The sequence below is a fragment of the Bacillus sp. UNC437CL72CviS29 genome, assembly GCF_000482345.1.
Lineage (GTDB): Bacteria > Bacillota > Bacilli > Bacillales > Bacillaceae_G > Bacillus_A > Bacillus_A arachidis.
Genome location: NZ_AXVB01000014.1, coordinates 1 through 20523, shown reverse-complemented (window position 1 = coordinate 20523; position 20523 = coordinate 1). Strand labels below are relative to the sequence as shown.

29 protein-coding genes and 1 pseudogene are annotated in these 20523 nt (G+C 37.1%); 22 read left to right on the top strand and 8 right to left on the bottom strand.

Features of this window, described 5'->3' with window-relative positions; genetic code table 11:
- Positions 1 to 14 precede the first annotated feature (14 nt).
- The 6 genes from M014_RS0113405 to M014_RS0113380 all read left to right on the top strand — a co-directional run bounded on the left by M014_RS0113405 (position 15) and on the right by M014_RS0113380 (position 2997).
- Positions 15 to 377, top strand: a complete 363-nt coding sequence (locus tag M014_RS0113405) for a cupin (protein WP_026592200.1) — start codon at positions 15 to 17, stop codon at positions 375 to 377.
- A 146-nt stretch (positions 378 to 523) separates the two neighbouring features.
- Positions 524 to 673, top strand: a complete 150-nt coding sequence (locus M014_RS29190) for a transposase (protein ID WP_098302587.1) — start codon at positions 524 to 526, stop codon at positions 671 to 673.
- A 307-nt stretch (positions 674 to 980) separates the two neighbouring features.
- The gene (ytfJ, locus tag M014_RS0113395; protein ID WP_026592199.1) at positions 981 to 1406 is read left to right on the top strand and encodes a GerW family sporulation protein; all 426 of its coding nucleotides are present in this window, start codon (positions 981 to 983) and stop codon (positions 1404 to 1406) included.
- A gap of 160 nt (positions 1407 to 1566) precedes the next feature.
- On the top strand, positions 1567 to 2343 hold the full coding sequence (locus tag M014_RS0113390; protein ID WP_026592198.1) for a hypothetical protein: 777 nt from the start codon (positions 1567 to 1569) through the stop codon (positions 2341 to 2343).
- A 51-nt stretch (positions 2344 to 2394) separates the two neighbouring features.
- Positions 2395 to 2715 (top strand): hypothetical protein, encoded by a 321-nt coding sequence (locus tag M014_RS0113385; protein ID WP_026592197.1) that lies wholly within the window; start codon positions 2395 to 2397, stop codon positions 2713 to 2715.
- 69 nt (positions 2716 to 2784) lie between these two features.
- Positions 2785 to 2997, top strand: coding sequence for a hypothetical protein (locus M014_RS0113380; RefSeq protein WP_026592196.1), 213 nt, complete (start codon positions 2785 to 2787; stop codon positions 2995 to 2997).
- A gap of 26 nt (positions 2998 to 3023) precedes the next feature.
- Here the strand turns inward: M014_RS0113380 and M014_RS0113375 are convergent, their stop codons facing one another.
- Entirely contained in the window at positions 3024 to 3362 is a 339-nt protein-coding gene (locus tag M014_RS0113375; RefSeq protein WP_026592195.1) for a hypothetical protein, read from the bottom strand.
- 205 nt (positions 3363 to 3567) lie between these two features.
- Between M014_RS0113375 and M014_RS0113370 the strand changes: the two genes are divergently transcribed.
- From M014_RS0113370 to M014_RS0113355, 4 genes are all read left to right on the top strand, one after another.
- Positions 3568 to 4245: a class I SAM-dependent methyltransferase gene (locus M014_RS0113370; protein ID WP_026592194.1), complete on the top strand. Its 678-nt coding sequence runs from the start codon at positions 3568 to 3570 to the stop codon at positions 4243 to 4245.
- Positions 4246 to 4345: 100 nt separating this feature from the next.
- The gene (locus tag M014_RS0113365) at positions 4346 to 6034 is read left to right on the top strand and encodes a formate--tetrahydrofolate ligase (RefSeq protein WP_026592193.1); all 1689 of its coding nucleotides are present in this window, start codon (positions 4346 to 4348) and stop codon (positions 6032 to 6034) included.
- Positions 6035 to 6124: 90 nt separating this feature from the next.
- On the top strand, positions 6125 to 6652 hold the full coding sequence (locus M014_RS0113360) for a hypothetical protein (protein ID WP_026592192.1): 528 nt from the start codon (positions 6125 to 6127) through the stop codon (positions 6650 to 6652).
- Positions 6653 to 6671: 19 nt separating this feature from the next.
- On the top strand, positions 6672 to 7841 hold the full coding sequence (locus M014_RS0113355; RefSeq protein ID WP_026592191.1) for a DEAD/DEAH box helicase: 1170 nt from the start codon (positions 6672 to 6674) through the stop codon (positions 7839 to 7841).
- A gap of 97 nt (positions 7842 to 7938) precedes the next feature.
- On the opposite strand, the gene M014_RS0113350 is transcribed toward M014_RS0113355, so the two are convergent.
- Both M014_RS0113350 and M014_RS0113345 read right to left on the bottom strand, forming a co-directional pair.
- On the bottom strand, positions 7939 to 8556 hold the full coding sequence (locus tag M014_RS0113350) for a hydrolase (RefSeq protein WP_026592190.1): 618 nt from the start codon (positions 8554 to 8556) through the stop codon (positions 7939 to 7941).
- An 11-nt stretch (positions 8557 to 8567) separates the two neighbouring features.
- Positions 8568 to 9545: a quinone oxidoreductase family protein gene (locus M014_RS0113345; RefSeq protein WP_026592189.1), complete on the bottom strand. Its 978-nt coding sequence runs from the start codon at positions 9543 to 9545 to the stop codon at positions 8568 to 8570.
- Between the two features lie 217 nt (positions 9546 to 9762).
- On the opposite strand from M014_RS0113345, the gene M014_RS0113340 reads away from it, so the two are divergent.
- The gene (locus M014_RS0113340) at positions 9763 to 10341 is read left to right on the top strand and encodes a sigma-70 family RNA polymerase sigma factor (RefSeq protein WP_026592188.1); all 579 of its coding nucleotides are present in this window, start codon (positions 9763 to 9765) and stop codon (positions 10339 to 10341) included.
- Positions 10338 to 11027, top strand: a complete 690-nt coding sequence (locus tag M014_RS0113335; protein ID WP_026592187.1) for a DUF3600 domain-containing protein — start codon at positions 10338 to 10340, stop codon at positions 11025 to 11027. Before M014_RS0113340 ends, M014_RS0113335 begins: the two co-directional genes overlap by 4 nt.
- Positions 11028 to 11089: 62 nt before the next feature.
- Here the strand turns inward: M014_RS0113335 and M014_RS26890 are convergent, their stop codons facing one another.
- From M014_RS26890 to M014_RS0113320, 4 genes are all read right to left on the bottom strand, one after another.
- The gene (locus M014_RS26890; protein WP_269321440.1) at positions 11090 to 12175 is read right to left on the bottom strand and encodes an AarF/UbiB family protein; all 1086 of its coding nucleotides are present in this window, start codon (positions 12173 to 12175) and stop codon (positions 11090 to 11092) included.
- A gap of 20 nt (positions 12176 to 12195) precedes the next feature.
- Positions 12196 to 12996, bottom strand: coding sequence for an AarF/UbiB family protein (locus M014_RS30350; protein WP_269321439.1), 801 nt, complete (start codon positions 12994 to 12996; stop codon positions 12196 to 12198).
- A 191-nt stretch (positions 12997 to 13187) separates the two neighbouring features.
- Entirely contained in the window at positions 13188 to 14159 is a 972-nt protein-coding gene (locus tag M014_RS0113325) for an MBL fold metallo-hydrolase (protein WP_026592186.1), read from the bottom strand.
- Between the two features lie 89 nt (positions 14160 to 14248).
- A complete protein-coding gene (locus tag M014_RS0113320; RefSeq protein ID WP_170833621.1) occupies positions 14249 to 14470 on the bottom strand; it encodes a DUF3925 family protein in 222 nt (73 codons plus the stop codon).
- A gap of 209 nt (positions 14471 to 14679) precedes the next feature.
- Here M014_RS0113320 and M014_RS0113315 point away from each other — a divergent pair, with 209 nt between their 5' ends.
- Complete coding sequence (locus M014_RS0113315) at positions 14680 to 15159, top strand: glutathione peroxidase (RefSeq protein WP_026592184.1); 480 nt, start codon at positions 14680 to 14682, stop codon at positions 15157 to 15159.
- A gap of 2 nt (positions 15160 to 15161) precedes the next feature.
- Here the strand turns inward: M014_RS0113315 and M014_RS0113310 are convergent, their stop codons facing one another.
- On the bottom strand, positions 15162 to 16319 hold the full coding sequence (locus M014_RS0113310; RefSeq protein WP_026592183.1) for a site-specific integrase: 1158 nt from the start codon (positions 16317 to 16319) through the stop codon (positions 15162 to 15164).
- A gap of 211 nt (positions 16320 to 16530) precedes the next feature.
- On the opposite strand from M014_RS0113310, the gene M014_RS0113305 reads away from it, so the two are divergent.
- From M014_RS0113305 to M014_RS30090, 9 genes and pseudogenes are all read left to right on the top strand, one after another.
- Positions 16531 to 16932, top strand: coding sequence for a helix-turn-helix domain-containing protein (locus M014_RS0113305; RefSeq protein WP_026592182.1), 402 nt, complete (start codon positions 16531 to 16533; stop codon positions 16930 to 16932).
- Positions 16929 to 17300: a helix-turn-helix domain-containing protein gene (locus M014_RS0113300; RefSeq protein ID WP_035415067.1), complete on the top strand. Its 372-nt coding sequence runs from the start codon at positions 16929 to 16931 to the stop codon at positions 17298 to 17300. Before M014_RS0113305 ends, M014_RS0113300 begins: the two co-directional genes overlap by 4 nt.
- 297 nt (positions 17301 to 17597) lie before the next feature.
- Positions 17598 to 17942 (top strand): hypothetical protein, encoded by a 345-nt coding sequence (locus M014_RS0113295; RefSeq protein ID WP_026592180.1) that lies wholly within the window; start codon positions 17598 to 17600, stop codon positions 17940 to 17942.
- An 81-nt stretch (positions 17943 to 18023) separates the two neighbouring features.
- Positions 18024 to 18173 carry a Fur-regulated basic protein FbpA gene (fbpA, locus tag M014_RS28315; protein WP_081811031.1) on the top strand — a complete coding sequence of 50 codons (150 nt, stop codon included), beginning with the start codon at positions 18024 to 18026 and terminating at the stop codon, positions 18171 to 18173.
- Positions 18170 to 18334: a hypothetical protein gene (locus tag M014_RS29185; protein ID WP_155924333.1), complete on the top strand. Its 165-nt coding sequence runs from the start codon at positions 18170 to 18172 to the stop codon at positions 18332 to 18334. Before fbpA ends, M014_RS29185 begins: the two co-directional genes overlap by 4 nt.
- The gene (locus M014_RS0113280) at positions 18331 to 18717 is read left to right on the top strand and encodes a hypothetical protein (RefSeq protein ID WP_026592179.1); all 387 of its coding nucleotides are present in this window, start codon (positions 18331 to 18333) and stop codon (positions 18715 to 18717) included. Before M014_RS29185 ends, M014_RS0113280 begins: the two co-directional genes overlap by 4 nt.
- An 80-nt stretch (positions 18718 to 18797) precedes the next feature.
- On the top strand, positions 18798 to 19520 hold the full coding sequence (locus tag M014_RS0113275; RefSeq protein WP_026592178.1) for a hypothetical protein: 723 nt from the start codon (positions 18798 to 18800) through the stop codon (positions 19518 to 19520).
- A complete protein-coding gene (locus M014_RS0113270; RefSeq protein ID WP_026592177.1) occupies positions 19513 to 20337 on the top strand; it encodes a hypothetical protein in 825 nt (274 codons plus the stop codon). The genes M014_RS0113275 and M014_RS0113270 overlap by 8 nt, the downstream gene beginning before the upstream one ends.
- Positions 20337 to 20523, top strand: a pseudogene (locus M014_RS30090) (DNA replication protein); the annotation flags it as partial. The gene M014_RS0113270 and the pseudogene M014_RS30090, both read left to right, overlap by 1 nt.

Below are 20523 nucleotides of genomic sequence, written 5' to 3'. Positions count from 1 at the left end.
TAGGAGGAGATAAGATGAAGATATTCGATTTCAGTGAAAAGGTAGGGAATCACATAGCAGTGTTTCATTCTAATTTTATTATGTCAAATATAGTAAAACATGAGGGAGAGGTACATATTGGTTGTATGCATTTACAACCAAAAGGAATAATTGGATATCATGAAGCAGTTGTTCCCCAGCTGCTTCTTATTGTGCAAGGGGAAGGACTTGTCTGTGGCGCAGATAAAATGAAAAAGAAAGTGCAACCCGGTCAAGCTGTCTTCTGGAATAAAGGGGAATTCCATGAAACGAGTTCAGAAACGGGACTTATGGCGATTGTAATTGAGTCTGAGAATCTAGAAAATAATATCCGAATGCCAATTGTAGAAATAGGATGAGAAAATAATAGGAGGGTGAAAAGGTGATTTAAAAGGCAAATGAAAAGGAAGTATAGCAAGTATCTCTTTAGCCCCCTAATGAACTTGGAATCTTACTAAGAGTGGTTGTTTTATACTCGAGGTAGCCAATTAAGGGGGTATTTATTATGCAAAGAAGAAAACATTCTATTGAATTTAAACAAGAAGTGGTACAAGAAGTAATAGAAACTGGAAATAAAGCATTAGTAGCTAGAAGGCATGATTTCAGTCCAAACTTAGTACACAAATGGGTAAAAGCTTTTCAAGATCATGATTGACAAGTAGCTGGGCGTCATGAAGCGGTTTCACCGGCTGAGGTCAAACAACTAGAGGCGGAAAATGATCAACCGAAAAAGATATTAGGTGAAAAGGATTTAGAAATTTCCTCCTTGCGTGATATGCTAAAAAGGTAAGCACTTGTTCATGATCACGCTTTGTTAATTTTCGTATCATCATAATCTCTTCTTTGTTCTATTTTTTCTGAATATTTAAACCTATTGTTTTTGAAATCAATATAAAATTTTATGTTTAGTTCACAAAGTTTAGGAAAAACTAGGAAAGATATGACAAAGGAGGTTATGAACGGTGGATCATCCAATTCAAGGATTAATGAAAGCAACAATGGAAAATTTAAAGGAAATGGTCGATGTTAATACGATTGTTGGAGAGCCTGTTCAGACGGCTGACGGCGGTGTAGTGTTAACTGTTTCCAAAGTAGCGTTTGGATTTGGAGCAGGGGGATCGGATTTTCAAACAAATGATGGTCAAAGAGCACAAGGTAATCCAGCATTCGGCGGTGGAAGTGCGGGTGGTGTTTCCATTACCCCGGTAGCTTTTCTTGTAGTGAATAAAGATGGCGTGAATATTCTTCACTTACAAAATGCTACACATCTAGCTGAAAAAATGATTGAGTTAGCGCCACAAACGATTGATAAGATTCAATCCATATTTCAAAAGAATGAAAAGCATACTGAAAATCATCATCCGCAAAATCCGGACGAAATCGCGTAAAAAAGCCTATTTTTCAATAGGCTTTTTTTCTTGTAATCAGTATGTAATAAAACTAATGAAATTGTAAATAGTTTTTGAAGTTTTTTCTATGTTTCTAAAATTTTTCATGTTAAAATATGCTATAGAATTGAAACATTTAAAACGAAGGTGGCTAGGTGCTTTGTCTGGAGGATCTGACCAAGTAAAGAATATGATATATATTAATGGTAATCGTCGGGGTCATTGTTTTATTACATCTGGAATTACATTTGAAGAGTTTGCAAGTAATATCCCTTCACCGCTTCATCAAGTGTTGCTTTTAAAACATAATTTTGAGTGGACTGATTTTCACTATCATACTTTATTCGAATATGTCGAAGAAGAGAACATACATAAATTAATGAAAGCAGAGATTGATGAATTTGATGAGTTCTGTTGGGTGGACTTTGATGATGCAAGTGATTTAGATGAATTGGAGCCAAAGGAAATTGCAGAATTGTTATATTTGGCTCACAAAAAAGAACCACTTGGGAGAGCGTTTTTCCCACTTTTGAAAAATAGATTTGTCTATTTTTCACATGATGATGGTTGGTACAACAAAGTGTATTACCGTAGAATTGCTGATTTTGTAGGAATGCTTAGCAAAGTAATTCCGTACAAACTCGGTTCATTTGGAAAAAAACGATTTTCTTTCTTTCAAAAATCGAAAATATTCCCAGCAATTTCAAAAGAAGTTATTCTTGGGCTTGTTCCCTTAATGGAAGACGGACTGTACATTGATTTAGCGGGGAAAATTGAGTCAAGAAGAGGCTTAGAGATTCCTGTGTATGTAGTTGGTTCGTATGAAAGTACGGATGAAGTACTAGATAACATAGAGGAATTAAAAGAAGATGCAACCGAAACTGGCTGGCTTATTTTTGATAAGAAAGAACAAGAGTGGCAATGGGTTGTGGACTAAGAGAACTTGGCAATTTAGGTCAAGTTTTCTTGTTTTTTGAAAGGAGAAACAATGAAGAAATATTATACAGCGGTAGGTATTGTCAGCATTATTCTTGTTGCAGTACTACTTTTAACTTGTCCGAAAGAATCTGATTTCAGGTCTTATTTAGAGGATAAGTATGCATTGATTTGTAATCAAGGTAGCTTTGAATGCACCCAAAATGTAGGCAAGAAAGAACAAAAAATGAAGTTTGTAAGCACAGATACACGAAACGGTGTATTTTTTATAACAGTGAAACAAACTTTTGAAACAGAAGCTGGTAAAAAGAAAGAGTATAGCGGAATAGGTATGTTTAATACATTTCTTTTTGTTACGGAAGAGACTTTCTAATGATAGAAGGTCTTTTTTTTATGCGTATGTTCATATAAATGAAGTAAGACAAGCGTAGGGGGGATGAGAATGAAAAAAATATGTGTAGTTTGTGGTGGAGAAGAGTTCTTTTCATCTACATTATATGCACGTACGAAACAAGACTGGGCATACGCCCAAAACATGTATCGTTTTGAAAAGGTATTCATTGAACATAGGGATGAAGAAAACTATCCAGTGTTTCAAGAAATTACAGCAAAGCATTGCTGCGCATGTGGACATATTATGTTGTATCACGAGTGAACACACCAAGTAATACTTGGTGTGTTTTATAATGCTGATAAAGCAAGTGGATACAATAACGTAAATAAAACAGAAAAACTACCAAATCCAATGGCTGTATATCCAAGTGTTTTTGCTCCAAAATTAACGGCTAATAGGCCAATTAAAATGGAAAGAGAACCAAGGGTAACTGGATAAAAAGCAATTGAGAATAAAGAAAGAAATAGTGCTACATAACCGATAACTGTACCAGTATTTGTACCTTCTATTTCATGTGCAATTTCTTTGCGTCTATGTCGAATTGGAAGATGCCCTGGTGAGATTTCAGCTGCATATTCTTCGTTTTTTTCACCACTTTTAAAATGATGTGTTCGTTTTTTTGGCATGTACATCCCTCTCTTTCAATTGGGTGTATCTTTATTATTTTTCAAATAGACGAGAACATGAGTATGAGTTATATCCAAGTAATACAAAATTTGGAGAATGCATAAGTCTGTTGCTATCTTATCCATCTCTCCGCAAGAATAAACAGGAATATTGGAAAATGATGTAGAATGGAATGAGTGAAAACAAGTGAAAGTAGGGGGAAACATGACAAAGTTTAATTGGCATAAATCCGCAGAAAAAAAGTGGGACGATAATGCGGAATCTTGGAATCAAAATAGTCAAGAGATGTGGGATTATGGAAGTCGAAGTACGATCATCCCATTTTTTGAAAAGTATGTAGAAAATGGTGTGGCAGTTCTAGATGTTGGCTGCGGTGATGGGTATGGTACATATAAATTAAGTCTAGCAGGATATAAAGCGTGCGGTATAGATTTATCTGAGCAAATGATTCAAAAAGGAAAGGAACGCGGAGAAGGGCCGAATTTGTCATTTGTGAAAGGAGATCTTTCTTCATTGCCCTTTGAGACTGAACAATTTCCAGCGATATTAGCGGTGAACTCGTTAGAATGGACAGAGCAGCCCTTACAGGCGTTAGATGAGATAAAACGTGTTTTGAGACCTGATGGATATGCGTGTATTGCAATTTTAGGACCAACAGCAAAACCACGTGAAAATAGCTATCCTCGTTTATATGGAAAAGATGTTGTTTGTAATACAATGATGCCTTGGGAATTTGAAAAGCTTGCTGAGGAGCAAGGATTTCAAATAGTAGATGGTATAGGTGTATATAAACGAGGGGTAAACGAAAAAATGCTTGGACAATTATCAGTAGAACTGCAGCAAGCTCTAACATTTTTGTGGGTATTTATGTTGAAAAAATAATGCTTAAAGAAATGAGAAAAAATTAGGAGGTAAATAAGTGCAGAAAATACAAAAAACTGATACAATATGGGCAGAACCAATTAAAGGGGGACTAGGGAATATGCCAACTACTACAACAGTTAAATCCGATATTGAAATAGCACAAGAAGCAAGTATGAAGAAAATTCAAGAGGTTGCAGCTGAGTTAAATATTTTAGAAGAAGAACTAGAGCCTTATGGTCATTATAAAGGGAAATTATCTCTTGATATTTTTAAGCGCTTACAAACTGAGAAGGACGGAAAAGTTGTTTTAGTAACAGCGATTAACCCGACTCCAGCAGGAGAAGGTAAATCAACAGTAACAGTTGGTTTAGGTCAAGCATTTAATAAAATTGGTAAAAAAGCAGTAATTGCACTTCGTGAGCCATCACTAGGACCGACAATGGGACTAAAGGGTGGTGCAGCAGGTGGAGGTTATTCACAAGTTGTACCAATGGAAGATATCAACCTTCACTTTACTGGTGATATTCATGCCATTACAACTGCAAATAACGCATTAGCTGCGTTTATCGATAACCATATTCAACAAGGAAATGTACTTAAGATTGATACACGAAAAATTGTATGGAAACGTTGTGTAGATTTAAATGACCGTGCATTGCGTAATGTAGTAATTGGTCTTGGTGGACCAGTTCAAGGTGTACCGCGTGAAGACGGTTTTGATATTACAGTAGCATCTGAAATTATGGCAGTGTTCTGCCTTGCGACAGATATTCAAGATTTAAAAGCACGCTTATCTCGTATTGTAGTTGCTTATAATATGGATAATGAGCCTGTAACAGTTAAAGATTTAGGCGTAGAAGGAGCGTTAACACTTCTATTAAAAGATGCATTAAAACCAAACTTAGTACAAACATTAGAAAATACACCAGCAATTATTCACGGCGGGCCATTTGCGAACATCGCTCACGGTTGTAACAGTGTTATCGCTACAACAATGGCAGCAAAATTAGGTGATTATGTGATTACAGAAGCTGGTTTCGGTGCGGACTTAGGTGCTGAGAAATTCTTAGATATTAAAGCGCGTGCAGCAGGCATTAAACCAGAAGCAGTCGTTATTGTTGCAACAATCCGTGCGCTTAAAATGCACGGCGGTGTGGCGAAAGATCAGTTAAAAGAAGAAAATGTAGATGCGCTAGCAAAAGGAATGGAAAACTTACAAAAACACGTTGAAACAATTCAAGCGTTTGGTGTTCCATTCGTAATCGCAATTAACAAATTCATTACAGATACAGATGCAGAAGTTACATACTTACAAGAATGGTGTAACGAGCGTGGCTACGAAGTCTCCTTAACAGAAGTTTGGGAAAAAGGTGGTCAAGGCGGTGTGGACCTTGCTGAGAAAGTATTAAAGGTAATTGAAAAAGGTGACAATAAATACGCACCACTTTATGATTTAGAATTGCCATTAGAAGAAAAAATTCGTACAATTGCTCAAAAAGTATACGGTGCAAAAGATATTGAATTTGCTCCAAAAGCACGTAAGCAATTGGCTCAATTTACAGGAGAAGGTTGGAGTAACTTGCCAGTATGTATGGCGAAAACACAATATTCTCTTTCTGACGATGCAACAAAGTTAGGACGACCATCTGACTTTATCGTTACAATTCGTGAATTGAAACCATCTATCGGTGCAGGCTTTATTGTAGCGTTAACTGGTACAATGTTAACAATGCCAGGTCTTCCAAAACAACCAGCTGCACTTCAAATGGACGTAAATGAAGATGGAAAAGCAGTAGGTTTATTCTAAAAGGTTGTAATTCATCTCGTTTATCTGTAAACTATATATACATCAAGTGGCGCCTTTCCATCGAAAGGCGCCTGTTTTTTGGAGGAAATTATGTTTGATCCAACTGCTTTTGACAACTTAAAAGTAATCGTTGAAGGAGCTGTCTATGATTTTGATTTACATGGTGATATTCTTGTAACTGATCGAAAAGATATGATGGACCTTGCATCGCTAAGCCGCATATATAATATTTCATTTCAATTAACTGAACAGTTTGAACCGCTAGTAGAAGCGACGTTTTCACTGTCTGTAGATGCGAAGAACCTATCAGGTGAGATATTAGAGGTGCCACAGTTTATACCAGGATGTGAAATGAAACTACGCTTCACGTTCCCTATGCAGCACCCAGAAACAGACTGCCAAAAAATCGAAAGTTTGTTACAATTTATCTGGGGAAAAGAGCGAATGATTACGCAACAAATTTCATACGAATATAATAAGCAAGCGATTTCATATCATAATAAAGTAGAAGTTCTATTTCAAAAAGCGATTACAGAAGACCATGTTGATGATTTAATAGCTGTTATTTCTCACATGATAGAAACAGTGCGAGCAATACAACATTTTCTTCAAAAATAGAGATAAAGGAGAAAAACAAATGATAAAAGATATGCAACCATTTTTGCAACAAGCTTGGGAGAAGGCTGGTTTTAAAGAGTTTACTGAAATTCAAAAGCAAGCAATTCCAACCATTTTAGAAGGACAAGACGTTATAGCTGAGTCTCCAACTGGAACCGGAAAAACATTAGCGTACTTACTACCACTTTTACATAAAATTAATCCTGAAGTGAAACAACCACAAGTTGTCGTTTTAGCACCAACACGTGAACTTGTTATGCAAATTCATGAAGAAGTTCAAAAGTTTACAGCAGGAACTGATATTTCAGGTGCATCTTTAATTGGTGGTGCGGACATTAAGCGCCAAGTAGAGAAGTTAAAGAAACACCCAAAAGTAATTGTTGGTTCACCAGGACGTATTTTAGAATTAATTCGCATGAAAAAATTAAAAATGCATGAAGTAAAGACAATTGTATTTGATGAGTTTGATCAAATTGTAAAACAAAAGATGATGGAATCGGTATTAGATGTCATTAAATCAACAATGCGTGATCGTCAATTAGTATTCTTCTCTGCAACAATGACAAAAGATGCAGAAGAAGCAGCACGTGATTTTGCAGTAGAACCACAATTAGTTCGCATTAAACGCACGGAAACAAAAAGTTTAGTGGAACATACGTATGTCGTTTGTGAGCGTCGTGAGAAAAATGATTATGTAAGAAGAATTATGCATACGGGTAATGTAAAAGCAGTTGCTTTTCTAAACGATCCATATCGTTTAGATGAAATTGCTGAAAAATTAAAGTATCGCAAAATGAAAGCAGCCGCTCTTCATGCAGAAGCAAGCAAACAAGAACGTGAAGCGACGATGCGCGCATTCCGTCAAGGGAAATTAGAAATTCTACTTGCAACTGATATTGCAGCGCGCGGATTAGATATTGATGATTTAACACACGTAATTCACTTAGAATTACCAGATACATTAGATCAATACATTCACCGTTCAGGTCGTACAGGACGTATGGGAAAAGAGGGGACAGTTGTTTCTCTTGTTACTCCGCAAGAAGAGCGTAAACTACTCCAATTTGCGAAAAAGTTAGGCATTCAATTTAAAAAGCAAGAAATGTTTAAAGGTACTTTTGTAGAGTCAAAACCGAAAGCACCAAAGAAAAAGAAACCTGCATTTACTGGGAAGAAGAAGCCTAGATAATAAGAGACTTCTCTTAATGGGAGAATGATGAAAGTAAGAAGGCGTGTCTACATGTATAAAGTAGTCACGTCTTTTTTGTGTTTAAAAGGTTAAATAATTATGTTAGAGCCTTTCTAAGAAAGAAAACACCTTTCTCAATAGCAGTTTCTACATAACCGACAATTTGGTCAAACGTAAATACTTGTAATTCGGCATACAGATCTTGCTGTGGAAATACCATATCATCAAAAATAAGCTTTTTAAAAGCTAGAACGTTTTCTTCTGTTACTTCCTTAATCTTTGGTATGCTTGCTTTTTGATTTAGAATAGAAAGGAATTGCTGCTCTTTATCGTAATGATGTAATAGTTTTGCGTTCAACAATTTAAAATCATGATGATACAGGGATAAAATTGCTTGATCATGCTCGATTCTATTTTGGAGCCAAGGAAGAAAAAAACCGTTTAGCCAATTATCATCGGCAATAAGGTGTGTGTAATATCCTAAAATAAAAGGGGAGTCGATGAATGATTCATATTTATAAAAAAATGAATCAAAATCGATTCTTCTCGTATAGTTCTTTGTAGTACCAGCGTAGAAATGAGAGACTTCTTTTTCTACTTTTGAATGAACTGCATCAGGAGCGATTCCGCCTAGTAAGAAGGAAGTTTTATCTTGAATGGATAATCTCTCTGCAATACCGTTTGCAATAATTAAATGCATAATGCGTGATCCCATAAATGACACCTCTATTTGACCTTCAAAATAATTTTCCCAGTACTTTTTCTACTTTCGATCCATTCATGTGCTTTCCCTGCATCTTGAAGTGTAAACCGTTTACCAATTTCAATTTGCAGGCTTCCATCACGTAAATAATGAAAAACTTGATCAGCGGTATGACGGAGTAATTGAGGACGTTTCTTTCGAGTTGTTCCAAAGCTAAAGCCAAGAATAGAACGACAGCTTGCATGTAAATCTTTTGTATGGAATGTGCCAATTTCACCGCTCGCATTTCCAAAATGGACGAGGCGGCCGTAGTAAGCGAGACATTCTAAACTTTTTTCTGATATTGTACCAGAAATGGAATCTAATATAACATTTGCACCTTCTCCATTAGTCAGTTCATTTACCTTCTTTACAAAATCTTCATTTTGATAACAAATAACATGATCAGCCCCAGCTTCTAAAGCGATTTTCTTTTTTGCTTCACTTCCGACTGTTCCAATGATTTTTCCAGCTCCTAATATTTTTGCTAATTGAATGGCTGTTGTTCCAATTCCGCCGGCAGCTGCATGAATGAGGATCGATTCACCTTGCTGTAATCTTGCGACATTTGCAAGTAAGTTGTAGCTCGTAAAAGATACAACAGGACAAGCAGCGGCAGTGGTGAAGTCAACTTCATCGGGTAACACAAACGTAAGGTTTTCATTGGCGACAACATATTCAGCATACGAACCAGTAAGAGGAAAGGTGATTACACGCTGTCCTACGCGGATGTTTTTTACATCCGAACCTACTTGTTCTACAATTCCTGCTGCATCTATACCAGGAATAAATGGTAGTTTTCCATTTCCTTTTTTCCCATGACGGGATTTAATATCAGCAAAATTGACACTTGTTGCGATAACGCGAATTAACACTTGCTTTTCATTAAAAATCGGCATATCTACTTCTGTATACTTCATCGTTTCAGGTCCACCGAATGCAGTTACAACAATAGCTTTCATTTAGACGTCCTCCTCAAAATATATTATATATATCATTTTAAACACCTATCATAAACTGGAAAATTATATAATTGTTATAAGAGGCCATAAGCAAACGTTATAAAGTAGTAAATATTAAATCCTAATATTGATTTATATTGAAAAAAATTTTTAAAAAAATCGAACGAAATGTTTTTTACTTGCCAATATATAGTGTAAGACAAAGGAGGGAAGGTAAATGGAAGGAGAAACAGACTATCAGCGTCTTATTCAATTAACTCTATCAGGAAATCAAGAAGCATACAGTGAGCTATATGATATAACGATTCAAGATGTTTATAAGACAGCACATTTTTTGATAGAGGAAAAAACAGATGTAGATGATGTAGTCCAGGAAATATACATACAGTTATATCAATCACTTAGTAAATATAATCGAGAAAAGCCCTTTCGACCGTGGTTAATAGGGCTTGCAATCAGACAAATTCACTCATATCGGAGAACAAGGTGGATGCGTTTACGCATTGTCAAGAAAGCTGAAGAACAGAGAAAACCGATTGAATTTGATTTTTCTAATGATGTTGTGAACAAGATGTCGAATCAAAAGCTCATTGCACTTATTCATAAATTACCTTACAAATTGAAGCAAGTCATTATACTACGTTATTTACATGATTATTCACAAGAAGAAGTAGCAAATATTTTACATATTCCAGTAGGGACAGTTAAATCAAGAATTCATGCGGCATTAAAGAAATTACGTCAAAAAGAGCAAGTGGAGGCGATCTTTTTAGGAGAGGTAGGGGACGTGAAATGAGTTTAGATAATCGGGTAAGGGAATCTATACAAGAAGAAGCGACGGGAATTGAACCATCGCCGGAGTTAAAAGAAAAAATAATGGTTCAAGTAAAAATGAAGCGCGGAGGGAAAACGATGAAAAAGCGTATTATCACAGGAGTGCTTGCAGCGGCACTGTTAATTCCAACGACAGGATTTGCATATCAATCGATTAAAGCGGATGGCATATACGGATCATTTGAAAACTTGAAAAAACATGCAGGAAGTGCAACCTTAGAAGGTTATATGCGCTTAAATGCGAAATTGTCTCAGGCAAAAGATGAAATTGGAGAAAAGGAATACGAAGATTTTACAAAGTATTTAAAAAAACTTGCAAATGCAAAACTTGAATATGGTGATTCAAACGGTAATATTGATTATGATCAATTATCGCCGGCGAAAAAAGAAGAAATGAAAAAGGTATCAATGGAACTCCAGCCGTATTTTGATAAATTGAATGGGGAGAAGTCTAGTAAAGAAGTATTAACTTCTGAAGAATATAAACAGTATATAGATGCTTTAATGACATATGAAAAAATACAAGCAAAAATCAAATCCAGTGAAGGTGTAACAATAAATGAAGTTCCTGAAGCTTATAAAGCAGAATTTTTACAAGCGGATCAGTTTATGCAATATGTAAATGAAAAAGTCCAACAAATAAATTAAGTTTATGAAAAGAAGGGCCTTTGTTTTATAAGAGGCTCTTCTTTCTGTAATTATGAAAATTATTACTTAAATTTCCTTACTGCATGTATCGCTACTCTCACGAGGAGAATTGCGCTAATAAATAAACCGACGTAGCCAACCACACTCAAAAATTGATCATTTGGCTCTTTTGCGTCGTTTGCTAAATATAAGACACGAATTGAAATGCCCCCAAATGCTGTTCCTATAAGAGTGATAAGGAGTTGCGAGATAAATGTAGTAACAAAAGAAGCATTTGTTGGATCTGAGAAAAATCCGACTTTCAGGGATAGTTTGCCGTTCTCTAGCTTTGAACTTAAATCGTCAAGTTTCCTTGGAATTCTTCGCACAGCAGGTAATATAGACATTAATTCATTTGTTGCAGCTTCTTTTAAATCGGTATAATTGCTAACAGGCATAAAATTCACTGCATGATCTTTAGCAAAGCGCTTTGCTTCATCCATTAAATTAAACTGAGGGTTTAATTGTAGCATTGTACCTTCTAAAGTAATAAGCGAACGGAAAGCACCAGCTACCATCGGATAAAAAGCTAATTCGAAGTCTGGGATGATTTGAAATAGCCCTTGAATGAATTCTTCTGAACTACTAGAAGATGAGTATGTACTTTGAATTAATAGCTGACTAATTGCTTGTTCTAGGCTGTCTTTATCAATTGATGGTTTTGTTTCAACTAATTGAAGTAGGCCATCGAGTAAAATATACGAATTTTTACGTTCAAACCCGATAAGTAATCGTTTAAAGGCATTTTGTTGCAACGTACCGAGTCTTCCAACAGAACCGAAATCAAGTAATGCAGGAGTTCCATCCTGAAGAATATAAACATTGCCTCGATGAGGATCAGCATGGAAAATACCTTTAAAGAAAATCTGTTCTAATATACAGTCAAATAACTGCCGTTGTACTTCCTTCGTATCAATATGTAATTCGTTTAATAGTGCTGTACCATTTTTCACACTAACACCATCTAGAAATTCAAGAACTAGGATTTTGGAGTTACTGTATTCTTGATATACTTTCGGGATTTTCACTTTCGTTTGGCTATTTTCCATAGAAGCTGAAACTTGTTTGAAATTACGAGCTTCAATTTTGAAATCAATTTCCTCTTTCATTGCAATAGAGAAACCTTGTGCTAAATCAAGAAATCCGATATTTTTGGCCCAATTAGATTTGTTAGAAATCCAAAGTGCATAAGAATATCTAGATCACGCTGTATTGTAGAAGAAATGTCTGGGCGTAAAAGTTTCACAACAATGTCCTGATTAGTAGCTTTAAGTTTTGCTTTGTGAACTTGTCCGATGGAAGCAGCTGCTAATGGCTCCATATCAAAAAAGCTAAATAGCTCATCTTTTGGCACAGATAACTCATTCTTTAGTATCCCTTCCACTTGATCATGAGATAGACGTGTGACATTCTCTTGAAGGTTTGATAATTCATGAATAAAGGAGGAAGGGAGTAAATCAGAACGGGTTGATAATACCTGTCCAAATTTGATAAACACACCTCCGCATTCCTCTAGTGTATTTCGGAGTGCAATGGCAAGTTTGTAGTCCGCTTCAGGTGTTCTTTTAAGAGCTAAATATTTACCCATTCCATGTTTTAAAGCGATGGAAGTAACGCGCATATACCTTTTTTGTCTCCCTATTCGATCAAAAAAATTGGAGATCGGATTGCGACTCCCATTTAGGGTTTCTTCTTTTTCTTCGCGTCTAATTGGATCAAATAGTTCAAACATAAGATAAAACAACATGGAAACAATTAATGAGCTTCCAAGCCAAAAATATCTATCTACACCAACAATAGATTCATCGTGGTAACGCAAATACATGAACCAATACATAGCTGATGTAACTGTCACCCCCATAATTGCTGCACTTGCTTGCTTGAGAAGATTTAACTTTGTACCAATTAAACGCCCGCTAATAAAGGCCATAATGACTGCTAGTAGAAAAATTGAAAAAACATTCCAGCATTCCTCCGTAAATCATTGGATAACTGTATTATACAGGAAAATTATAATTCTTACGTGTGGAATAGAGTGATAGAGAAGAGGGAAAGTAAAAAGCATATTCCAAAAAAGAGGATATATGCTTGAAAAAGAGCATCATATCCTCTTTTTTTCTTTTAGTTAATAGTTGTTTCAATCTTTTCTTGTTTTGTTAAATAGTCAATAATCCCCATTGCGCTAATTTCCATATCTAGCTTTATCACATCATAAATAGAGTGAGTGGATGGTACGCCTTTCTGGGAAAGGTGAGAGGATACCTTTTCAAGTAGCAAAACATACAGTTCATGACTTGCCGCTTCAAAATCCTGATTTTGTTCAAATACTTGCTTTCCAGCTTCAACAAAGATAGGGAGCCAGTATTCAAGCTGTTTATATACTTCAGAAACATGGGAAGATGCACCGTAATGCCCAAAGTAGATCGAGTCAACTTTCATATTTCGAATACGATCTTTTGCTGCTATCATCGCATCCGGTTGAAATTGTGAAGGAGATGTGGTCGGTAAATATAGTTCCACGTCAAGTTCAGCTAGTTCTCGATAATAAATCCCAATTGTGTCACCTGTAAAAATGCCATTTGTTAAGGAATCATGGATGCTTATGTGATGTTTGGCGTGCCCTGGTGTATCGTAAAAAGTTAGTATCCGATTTTCTGATATTTGTAGTGTCTCACCATCTTTCACAATATGGACTCGCTTTTCTGGAATTGGAAGAATCGGATTGAAGAGCTTATCAAAAGCATCGCCATATACAGCTTTAGCACCTTGAATTAATTTTGTAGGGTCAATCATATGACGAGCACCACGCGAATGGACAAATAAAGTCGCATTTGGACATTTTTCCATCATTAATCCGGCTGCACCAGCATGATCAAGATGAACATGCGTAACAATGATATTTTTAACATCAGCTAAGTTAATTTGTAATTGTTGTAAACCATTTAAAAGATAAGGAAGAGAAGGGGCAGCACACGTTTCAATTAAAGTAATATCATCACCAACTAAAACATATGTACCTGTACGCTCGTCATGTTGTAAATCATGATCGTCAATCAAGTATAGTTGTGAAGAGAGTTGCTCTACTTTTTTCACATATATCACTCCTTGTAATGTAGTATTCTTTTTATTATAAAAGAAAAAGCAGAAAACGAAAAATCGTTTTCTGCCTTTATGTAATGCTATTATTTAGTTTGATCTTTAGTAATTGACATAATAAAGAATCCGACAAGTCCGCCAACTAGTGGAAGAGAAATCATTCCTGCAAGTGTAAAGTACTTACTTAGAAATAGCCCATTTACGTCCATAAGCCAACCGGTAACAAATAGTAACATCATGTATAATACGAAGTAAAACTCGCGATTTGAAATCATTTCACGTTGTGCAGTTTTCATTATCAACACCATCCTTGATTTATTATAATGGAATTGAAAATGTCACAATTTAGAAGGTAAACTGTCACATTTTGTTCACAATTCAATTGTAAAACTTTCCAAGCTATTTGTCTAGTAGTTTGTGTCGAATTTTTGAACAGAAATAAAGCGCTCTCATTAGACGAGAAAGTTAAATACATATATGATAATAAGTATGAAATGATAGAGAGGGGCAAATATATATGACAGTTTATGATTTTTCTGCAAAAACAATTACAGGGGAAGAAAAATCGTTGCGAGAGTATGAAGGTAAAGTTCTTCTCATTGTAAATGTTGCAAGTAAATGTGGATTTACACCGCAATATAAAGGATTACAAGCGATTTATGAAAAGTATAAAGAGCAAGGGTTTGAAATCTTAGGTTTCCCATGCAATCAATTTGGAGGACAAGAACCAGGCACAGAAGAAGAGATTACAAGTTTCTGTGAATTAAATTACGGTGTGTCCTTTCCAATGTTCGCTAAAGTTGATGTAAAAGGTGATAGCGCGCATCCATTATATACATATATGATGGAGCAGGCACCGGGCATACTTGGCATGAAGGTGGTAAAGTGGAACTTTACGAAGTTTTTAATAGGACGAGACGGAAAAGTGATAGATCGTTTTGCACCGCAGACGAAGCCGGAAGAGTTGGGGAAGGAGATTGAAAGGGTTCTCCGTTAAAATCACGAGTCACTACTTTGGTCACTTCCGCCAAAAAGTTCGTTTAGCCTTTCCGCTACCGATTTTTGCATACTTGGTAGTACGTGACTATACGTATTTAGTGTCGTACCAATATCCGTATGCCCTAGCCGTTCGGATATTAATTTCACGTTAATATTTTGCTGTATCAACACTGTCGCGTGAGTATGCCGTAGATCATGTATACGTATCTGAGGAAGCTCTAAGTGCTTCGTAAGTGAATAGAACGCTCTACGGAAACTCCGTGGCTCTAAAGGTCTTCCGTGAATTGTAGGAAGGACTAAGTCTAAGTCTAAGTCTGTATAATCTTCGCCATAGATAAGTTTTTCCTGTCGGATTAACTTTTTATGTGACTCTAGTTCTTCTATAAGCACGGTAGGGATGTGTAGTGACCTTACGCTCGCCTCGTTTTTTGCTCCGACTTTCAACGCTCTACCTACAGTTAAAGTCTGTCTGATGTAGATAATACCGTTTTCTAAATCAACGTCTTTCCAACGCAAACCTAATATTTCACCTTGCCTCATACCAGTAAGTACGGCCATTAAGTACCCGATATAGTAGCGTGTAGGATATTTAACACGTCTTCCTTCATTTATGAATTTAGTAACCTGTTCTAATGTCCAAACTCTCATTTCTTTACGAGTCACTTTCGGTAAGGTGACCCCGATAGTTGGATTAAACTTTACCAGTCGTACTAGAAATGCTTTCTTAAACGAAGCGCTTATTATTCGAAAAATTAATATGATTGTATCCTCCGCATAGTGTGACTCGTCTACTAGATCGTTTACAAATCGCTGTAAATGCCTCGCGGTCATCTCTTGTAATTTAAAGTGACCTAACTTCGGTTTAATCGTTTTTTGATACAAAGCAAAATGAGAGGTGTAAGTCGACTTCTGTAACTTATTCCTACGTTCTTGAAAATACTCGTCCATAAATTTTTCGTAAGTCATGTACGTAGGCTCAAGATATTCATTAGTTAGAATTTCCGCTTTTAGCTTAATCATTTCCTCGTTAGCTTCTTGCTTAGTTTTAAAACCTCTTCTTCTAATTTGTTTGCGTTTCCCAGTCATAGGGTCCTTCGCAATATTAAATATGAAATCCCAATTACCTGTCTTTTTATTTTGTTTTATACTTCCATTCATATCGAATGACCTCCTTTAATTTGGTCACAAGACGTAATGATAGTTTCCATTACTTGTATTCTACCGTCAAAGTCACTAATTGTGTAGGGGTGTAAAAAGTAGAAAAACGTAAATAATTTATTTTTTTTCTAAAAAAGTGCGCGAGGTTCCAAAGTGATGCGTCAAACGATTTGTAAGGAGTTCACAAGGCATTACACGGAGGTGGAAACGGGTGAGCACAATAAGCGAAAATAGCAACTTAGTATCAATCGAAGCCCAAACGGAATATTCAATTACGAGCGGAAAGCGAGAGACACGTATCTTTCTAAAGATGTATGTCGACGCAGTACACTCCGGTTTAATAGCGGACTTAGGTCCGGAAAGATGGACGACACTTTGCGTACTAGCGTCATTTATGGATGAAGAGGGCGAATGTTACCCAACGCAAGACATGATTGCAAAACGACTTAATATAAGCCGTGAGAGCGCTAATAGGCGTATCAAAAAGTTATGTGAGTATCGTTGGGATGGAAAGCCTTTAGTCGTTAAGGAGAGGCGCAGACACGAGCGTACGCAGCAATGGGAGAATACGGTGTATACGATCCTACCGGTTATAAAGTTGGTGAGAGAATGAGCGAAATTAGAGATCGAGTAGTTGCGCTTAATACCCGTAAATACGTGAATATTGACTACGGCGTATTACATGATACGAAAGTGTTCGGAAAGGTCTATGAGAAAATGGTCTACGTTATCTTATGTAAATACGCAGACTATGAAACGAGAACTTCGTATCCAAGTGTAAGTCGAATCGCTAAGGAGTGTATGTGCTCCGAAAATACCGTTAGAGCAGCGGTTAAGAAATTAGAAGAGTTACGGTTAATAAAAGTAGAAAAACGGCTTAGAAACGACGGTAAAGGGCAAACATCGAATCTATATACGTTGTTACCTATACCGGATGAGTTCCCGAAATTTCATCGACCTTCGATACTTATAGAGGACTAAACTCATGAGATGAAGGGGGAGTACTTCAAGATATGCACCGGGGTACTTCATGAGCTGAAGACGAATTATTAGTTATTTATGTATTAGTTATTTTATATATCAATTGCAAACCCAAAACCTTGAAGTCTATTTCTAACGAAATATCCTTCCATCGTTAATAAATTCAGCGGTAATTACTTATATAAAAGAACGTCGCTAATAGATGATTAGATACGATGAACGAAGTGAAATCGTCAGGTTTTAAAAGCATTAACGATTTATATAAATAAAACGAATTAAAAAACGGAGGTGTTTACGATGAGAGATGTAACGAAAAGATTGCAACGTATTCTATCGGAACTAGAATCACTAGAGTCCGATATGCAACAAACGAATCAACGTAAGTCACAAACAGATTTAGCGCAGCAAGATATCCTACATACTATTGAAATTGAGACGTTTACTACAGCGCGTGGCACTCACTTGTTGAAAGAGCTGAAACGTATTCGCAAGGAACGTCGTAAGGCAAAGGATGATCAAGCGGTATTGCAATCGGTCATGCACACGCTAAAAGGCGTTAAGCAGAAAGTTGAGTGTAGCATCGGAAGTGTAACCGGAGTAATTGAACGTCAACAAGAACGACAAGTAACGAAAGGTTATTAACGTAAATTCTAAGCTTAAATACGTAGACAAAATTCTAGAAACCTACGAATAGGTTACATGAGCAATACAAACGGAGGGGCAATGCAGTTACACGATTTATTACTGAAAGAAATCTACATCGAGGCGCTAATCCGTCGTAACGTTTTCAAAACGGAAGACGGACGGGATTTATGGCAGGCGTCTAATGAGGAATTACATGCGCAATTATTTGACGAGGAGGGAACAGAATGAACAAGGTAATCTTAACGGAAAATGAGTTAATGATAGCGGCTAGTCGTTATGCAATAGAGCAAAAAGGTTTTCGATTATCGATGGACCATTACGTGCAAGTGAGCTTAAGAAAGGTAGATGGGGAATTTATCGCAATTATATCGAAGGGTGAACGAAAATGACCCGAATATCAACGAAAGATTTCCGCAACCTACCAATCGAAAAGTGGAACGTTACAACATTCCGTGAGTACTTAAAGCACGTACATGAGGAGCGTTATAAAATCCCTTACGTCACTCGTAGCTATGCGATGGAAGGTCGAATGCTCAAAGCGTTCATCGCCGAGCATAAACCGGAAGCAACAAAGCGATTCATTGACGTATGTTTTGCCGACTATAAGCCGACGCGGGAGTATCCTGGATTAAACTTTGCGTTTATGTATTCGTATATGCGATCCAGGTTGTTGCCGCAGATACTCGATGATTTACGTAGGGAAGAAGCGAAGTTACAGAGACAAGCGGTACAACCGGAAGTTAGTACGGAAGAAATTATCGATTATTTATAAACGGAGAAATTATTTTTCGAGTATGTGCAAGTGGGGCTCGAAAAAAGGAGATATGTATTACTAGAAGCGGAGGGATAAAGATGGCACGACCTAAATTGACGTTTGAACAAGTGAAAGTGAAGTTTGAAGAACGTGGTTACGAGCTATTGGAAACTGAGTACGTAATAGGAACGGCAAAGATGCGGTATAAATGTCCGAACCATCCGGATAAAGACTTATCGATTAGCTATGCGGAATTACGTAATGGTAGCGGATGCCCTTATTGTGGAAGAGAAAAACGCAAGCTTTCCTTTGAGTATGTAAAGGAGACTTTCGAAGCACGTGGTTATGAACTGTTAGAAACTAGCTACGTAAACAATAGTAAGAAGATGCGATATAAATGCCCATATCATCCAGGTGAAGTGTTTACGATAATGTTCTTACATCTTCAAGGAGGGCACGGATGTCCGAAATGTGGAAAAGAACGAAGTGGACAAGTCCGATCAGAAGCCCATCTTAGAGAGCAACTAGCGACAAGTTCATCGAGATATACGAAAGAGCAGCGACAAGAAGCACGACAAGAAACTTCGAGATTGCTAGATATGTATTGTTACGATTGTCCAAACAGAGATTTACCGTATCTTGGAGCGATTGAGCAAAACTGTTATAAGAACTGTCCGCATGGAATCGGATTAGATTTACGAAGATGTGGGGCGATATTGGCCGGTGAGGATGCAAACGCAGTAATCGAACATTATAAGGTGAAGTTCGAAAAAGAACGGATTGATAGTAACAGTCGTAAGGAGGCGCTAGTAAATGAGTAAGGCAGGCGTGGCGAAGACGCAGGGGTTTCGAGAACCGAGGAAGCGTAAGAAGGTAACGTTGGAAGAGCGTTTGGTTGATGGTGGGGTGGTTGTCGGAAAGGAATGTACGAAGTGTGGCGAGTGGAAGCGGTTGGAGGATGAGTTTAATAAGAGTAAGAAAGGTCTTGGTGGAAAACACCATGACTGCAAAGAATGCCAACGTAAATACCGTATAGAAAACAAGGAAGGGACTTCAATAATATATCACAAATGGTATGAGGAAAATAAAGAAACTCATTTAGAAAACTGTCGCAATTGGAGAATTGCTAACCAAGAAAAAGTGGCAGAAACCAGTCGTAAATATCGTGAAAATAATAAGGATAGGGAATATGAAAGAGCGAGAGTTTGGAAAAGTGAAAACCCAGATAGAGTTCTAATACACGTTCAGAATCGACGTGCGCGTAAAAAAGCGTTACCCGCTACCTGGACGATAGAGCAGAAGGAAGAAATGCTAGATTATTTCGGAAGAAAGTGTGCGTTAACGGGGGAGAGCAAGATCACGGAAGAACATGCGATTCCACTATCGATAGGACATGGAGGCACCATACACGGCAATATGTGGCCATTATGCCTGCGATTAAATTCATCGAAGTTCAATAAAAACATTTTCGATTGGTTCGAAGCGAATAGGCAACGATTCGAACTATCACAAGCTAAATTCGACCGTCTTATCGCGTGGTTGGCAGCCGCAAACGAAATGACAGTCGAAGAATACCGAGATTACGTGTATTGGTGTCACACTAATCCAAACGATGTACTAGAAAGTGAGGCGATTTAATGCAATGCATTCTATCCGATCATTGCTCGCTATACAAAAGCGAATCATGTAACCGTAAGTGCACCTCGTACATCGCACTACACGGACATAACGGTAACGGAGGACGTATGGCAGCGACCAACTTACCGAAAGAATATCGTCATTTAACGTTACTGAATTCGCCTGTACGAGTGTCCCAACCGAAAG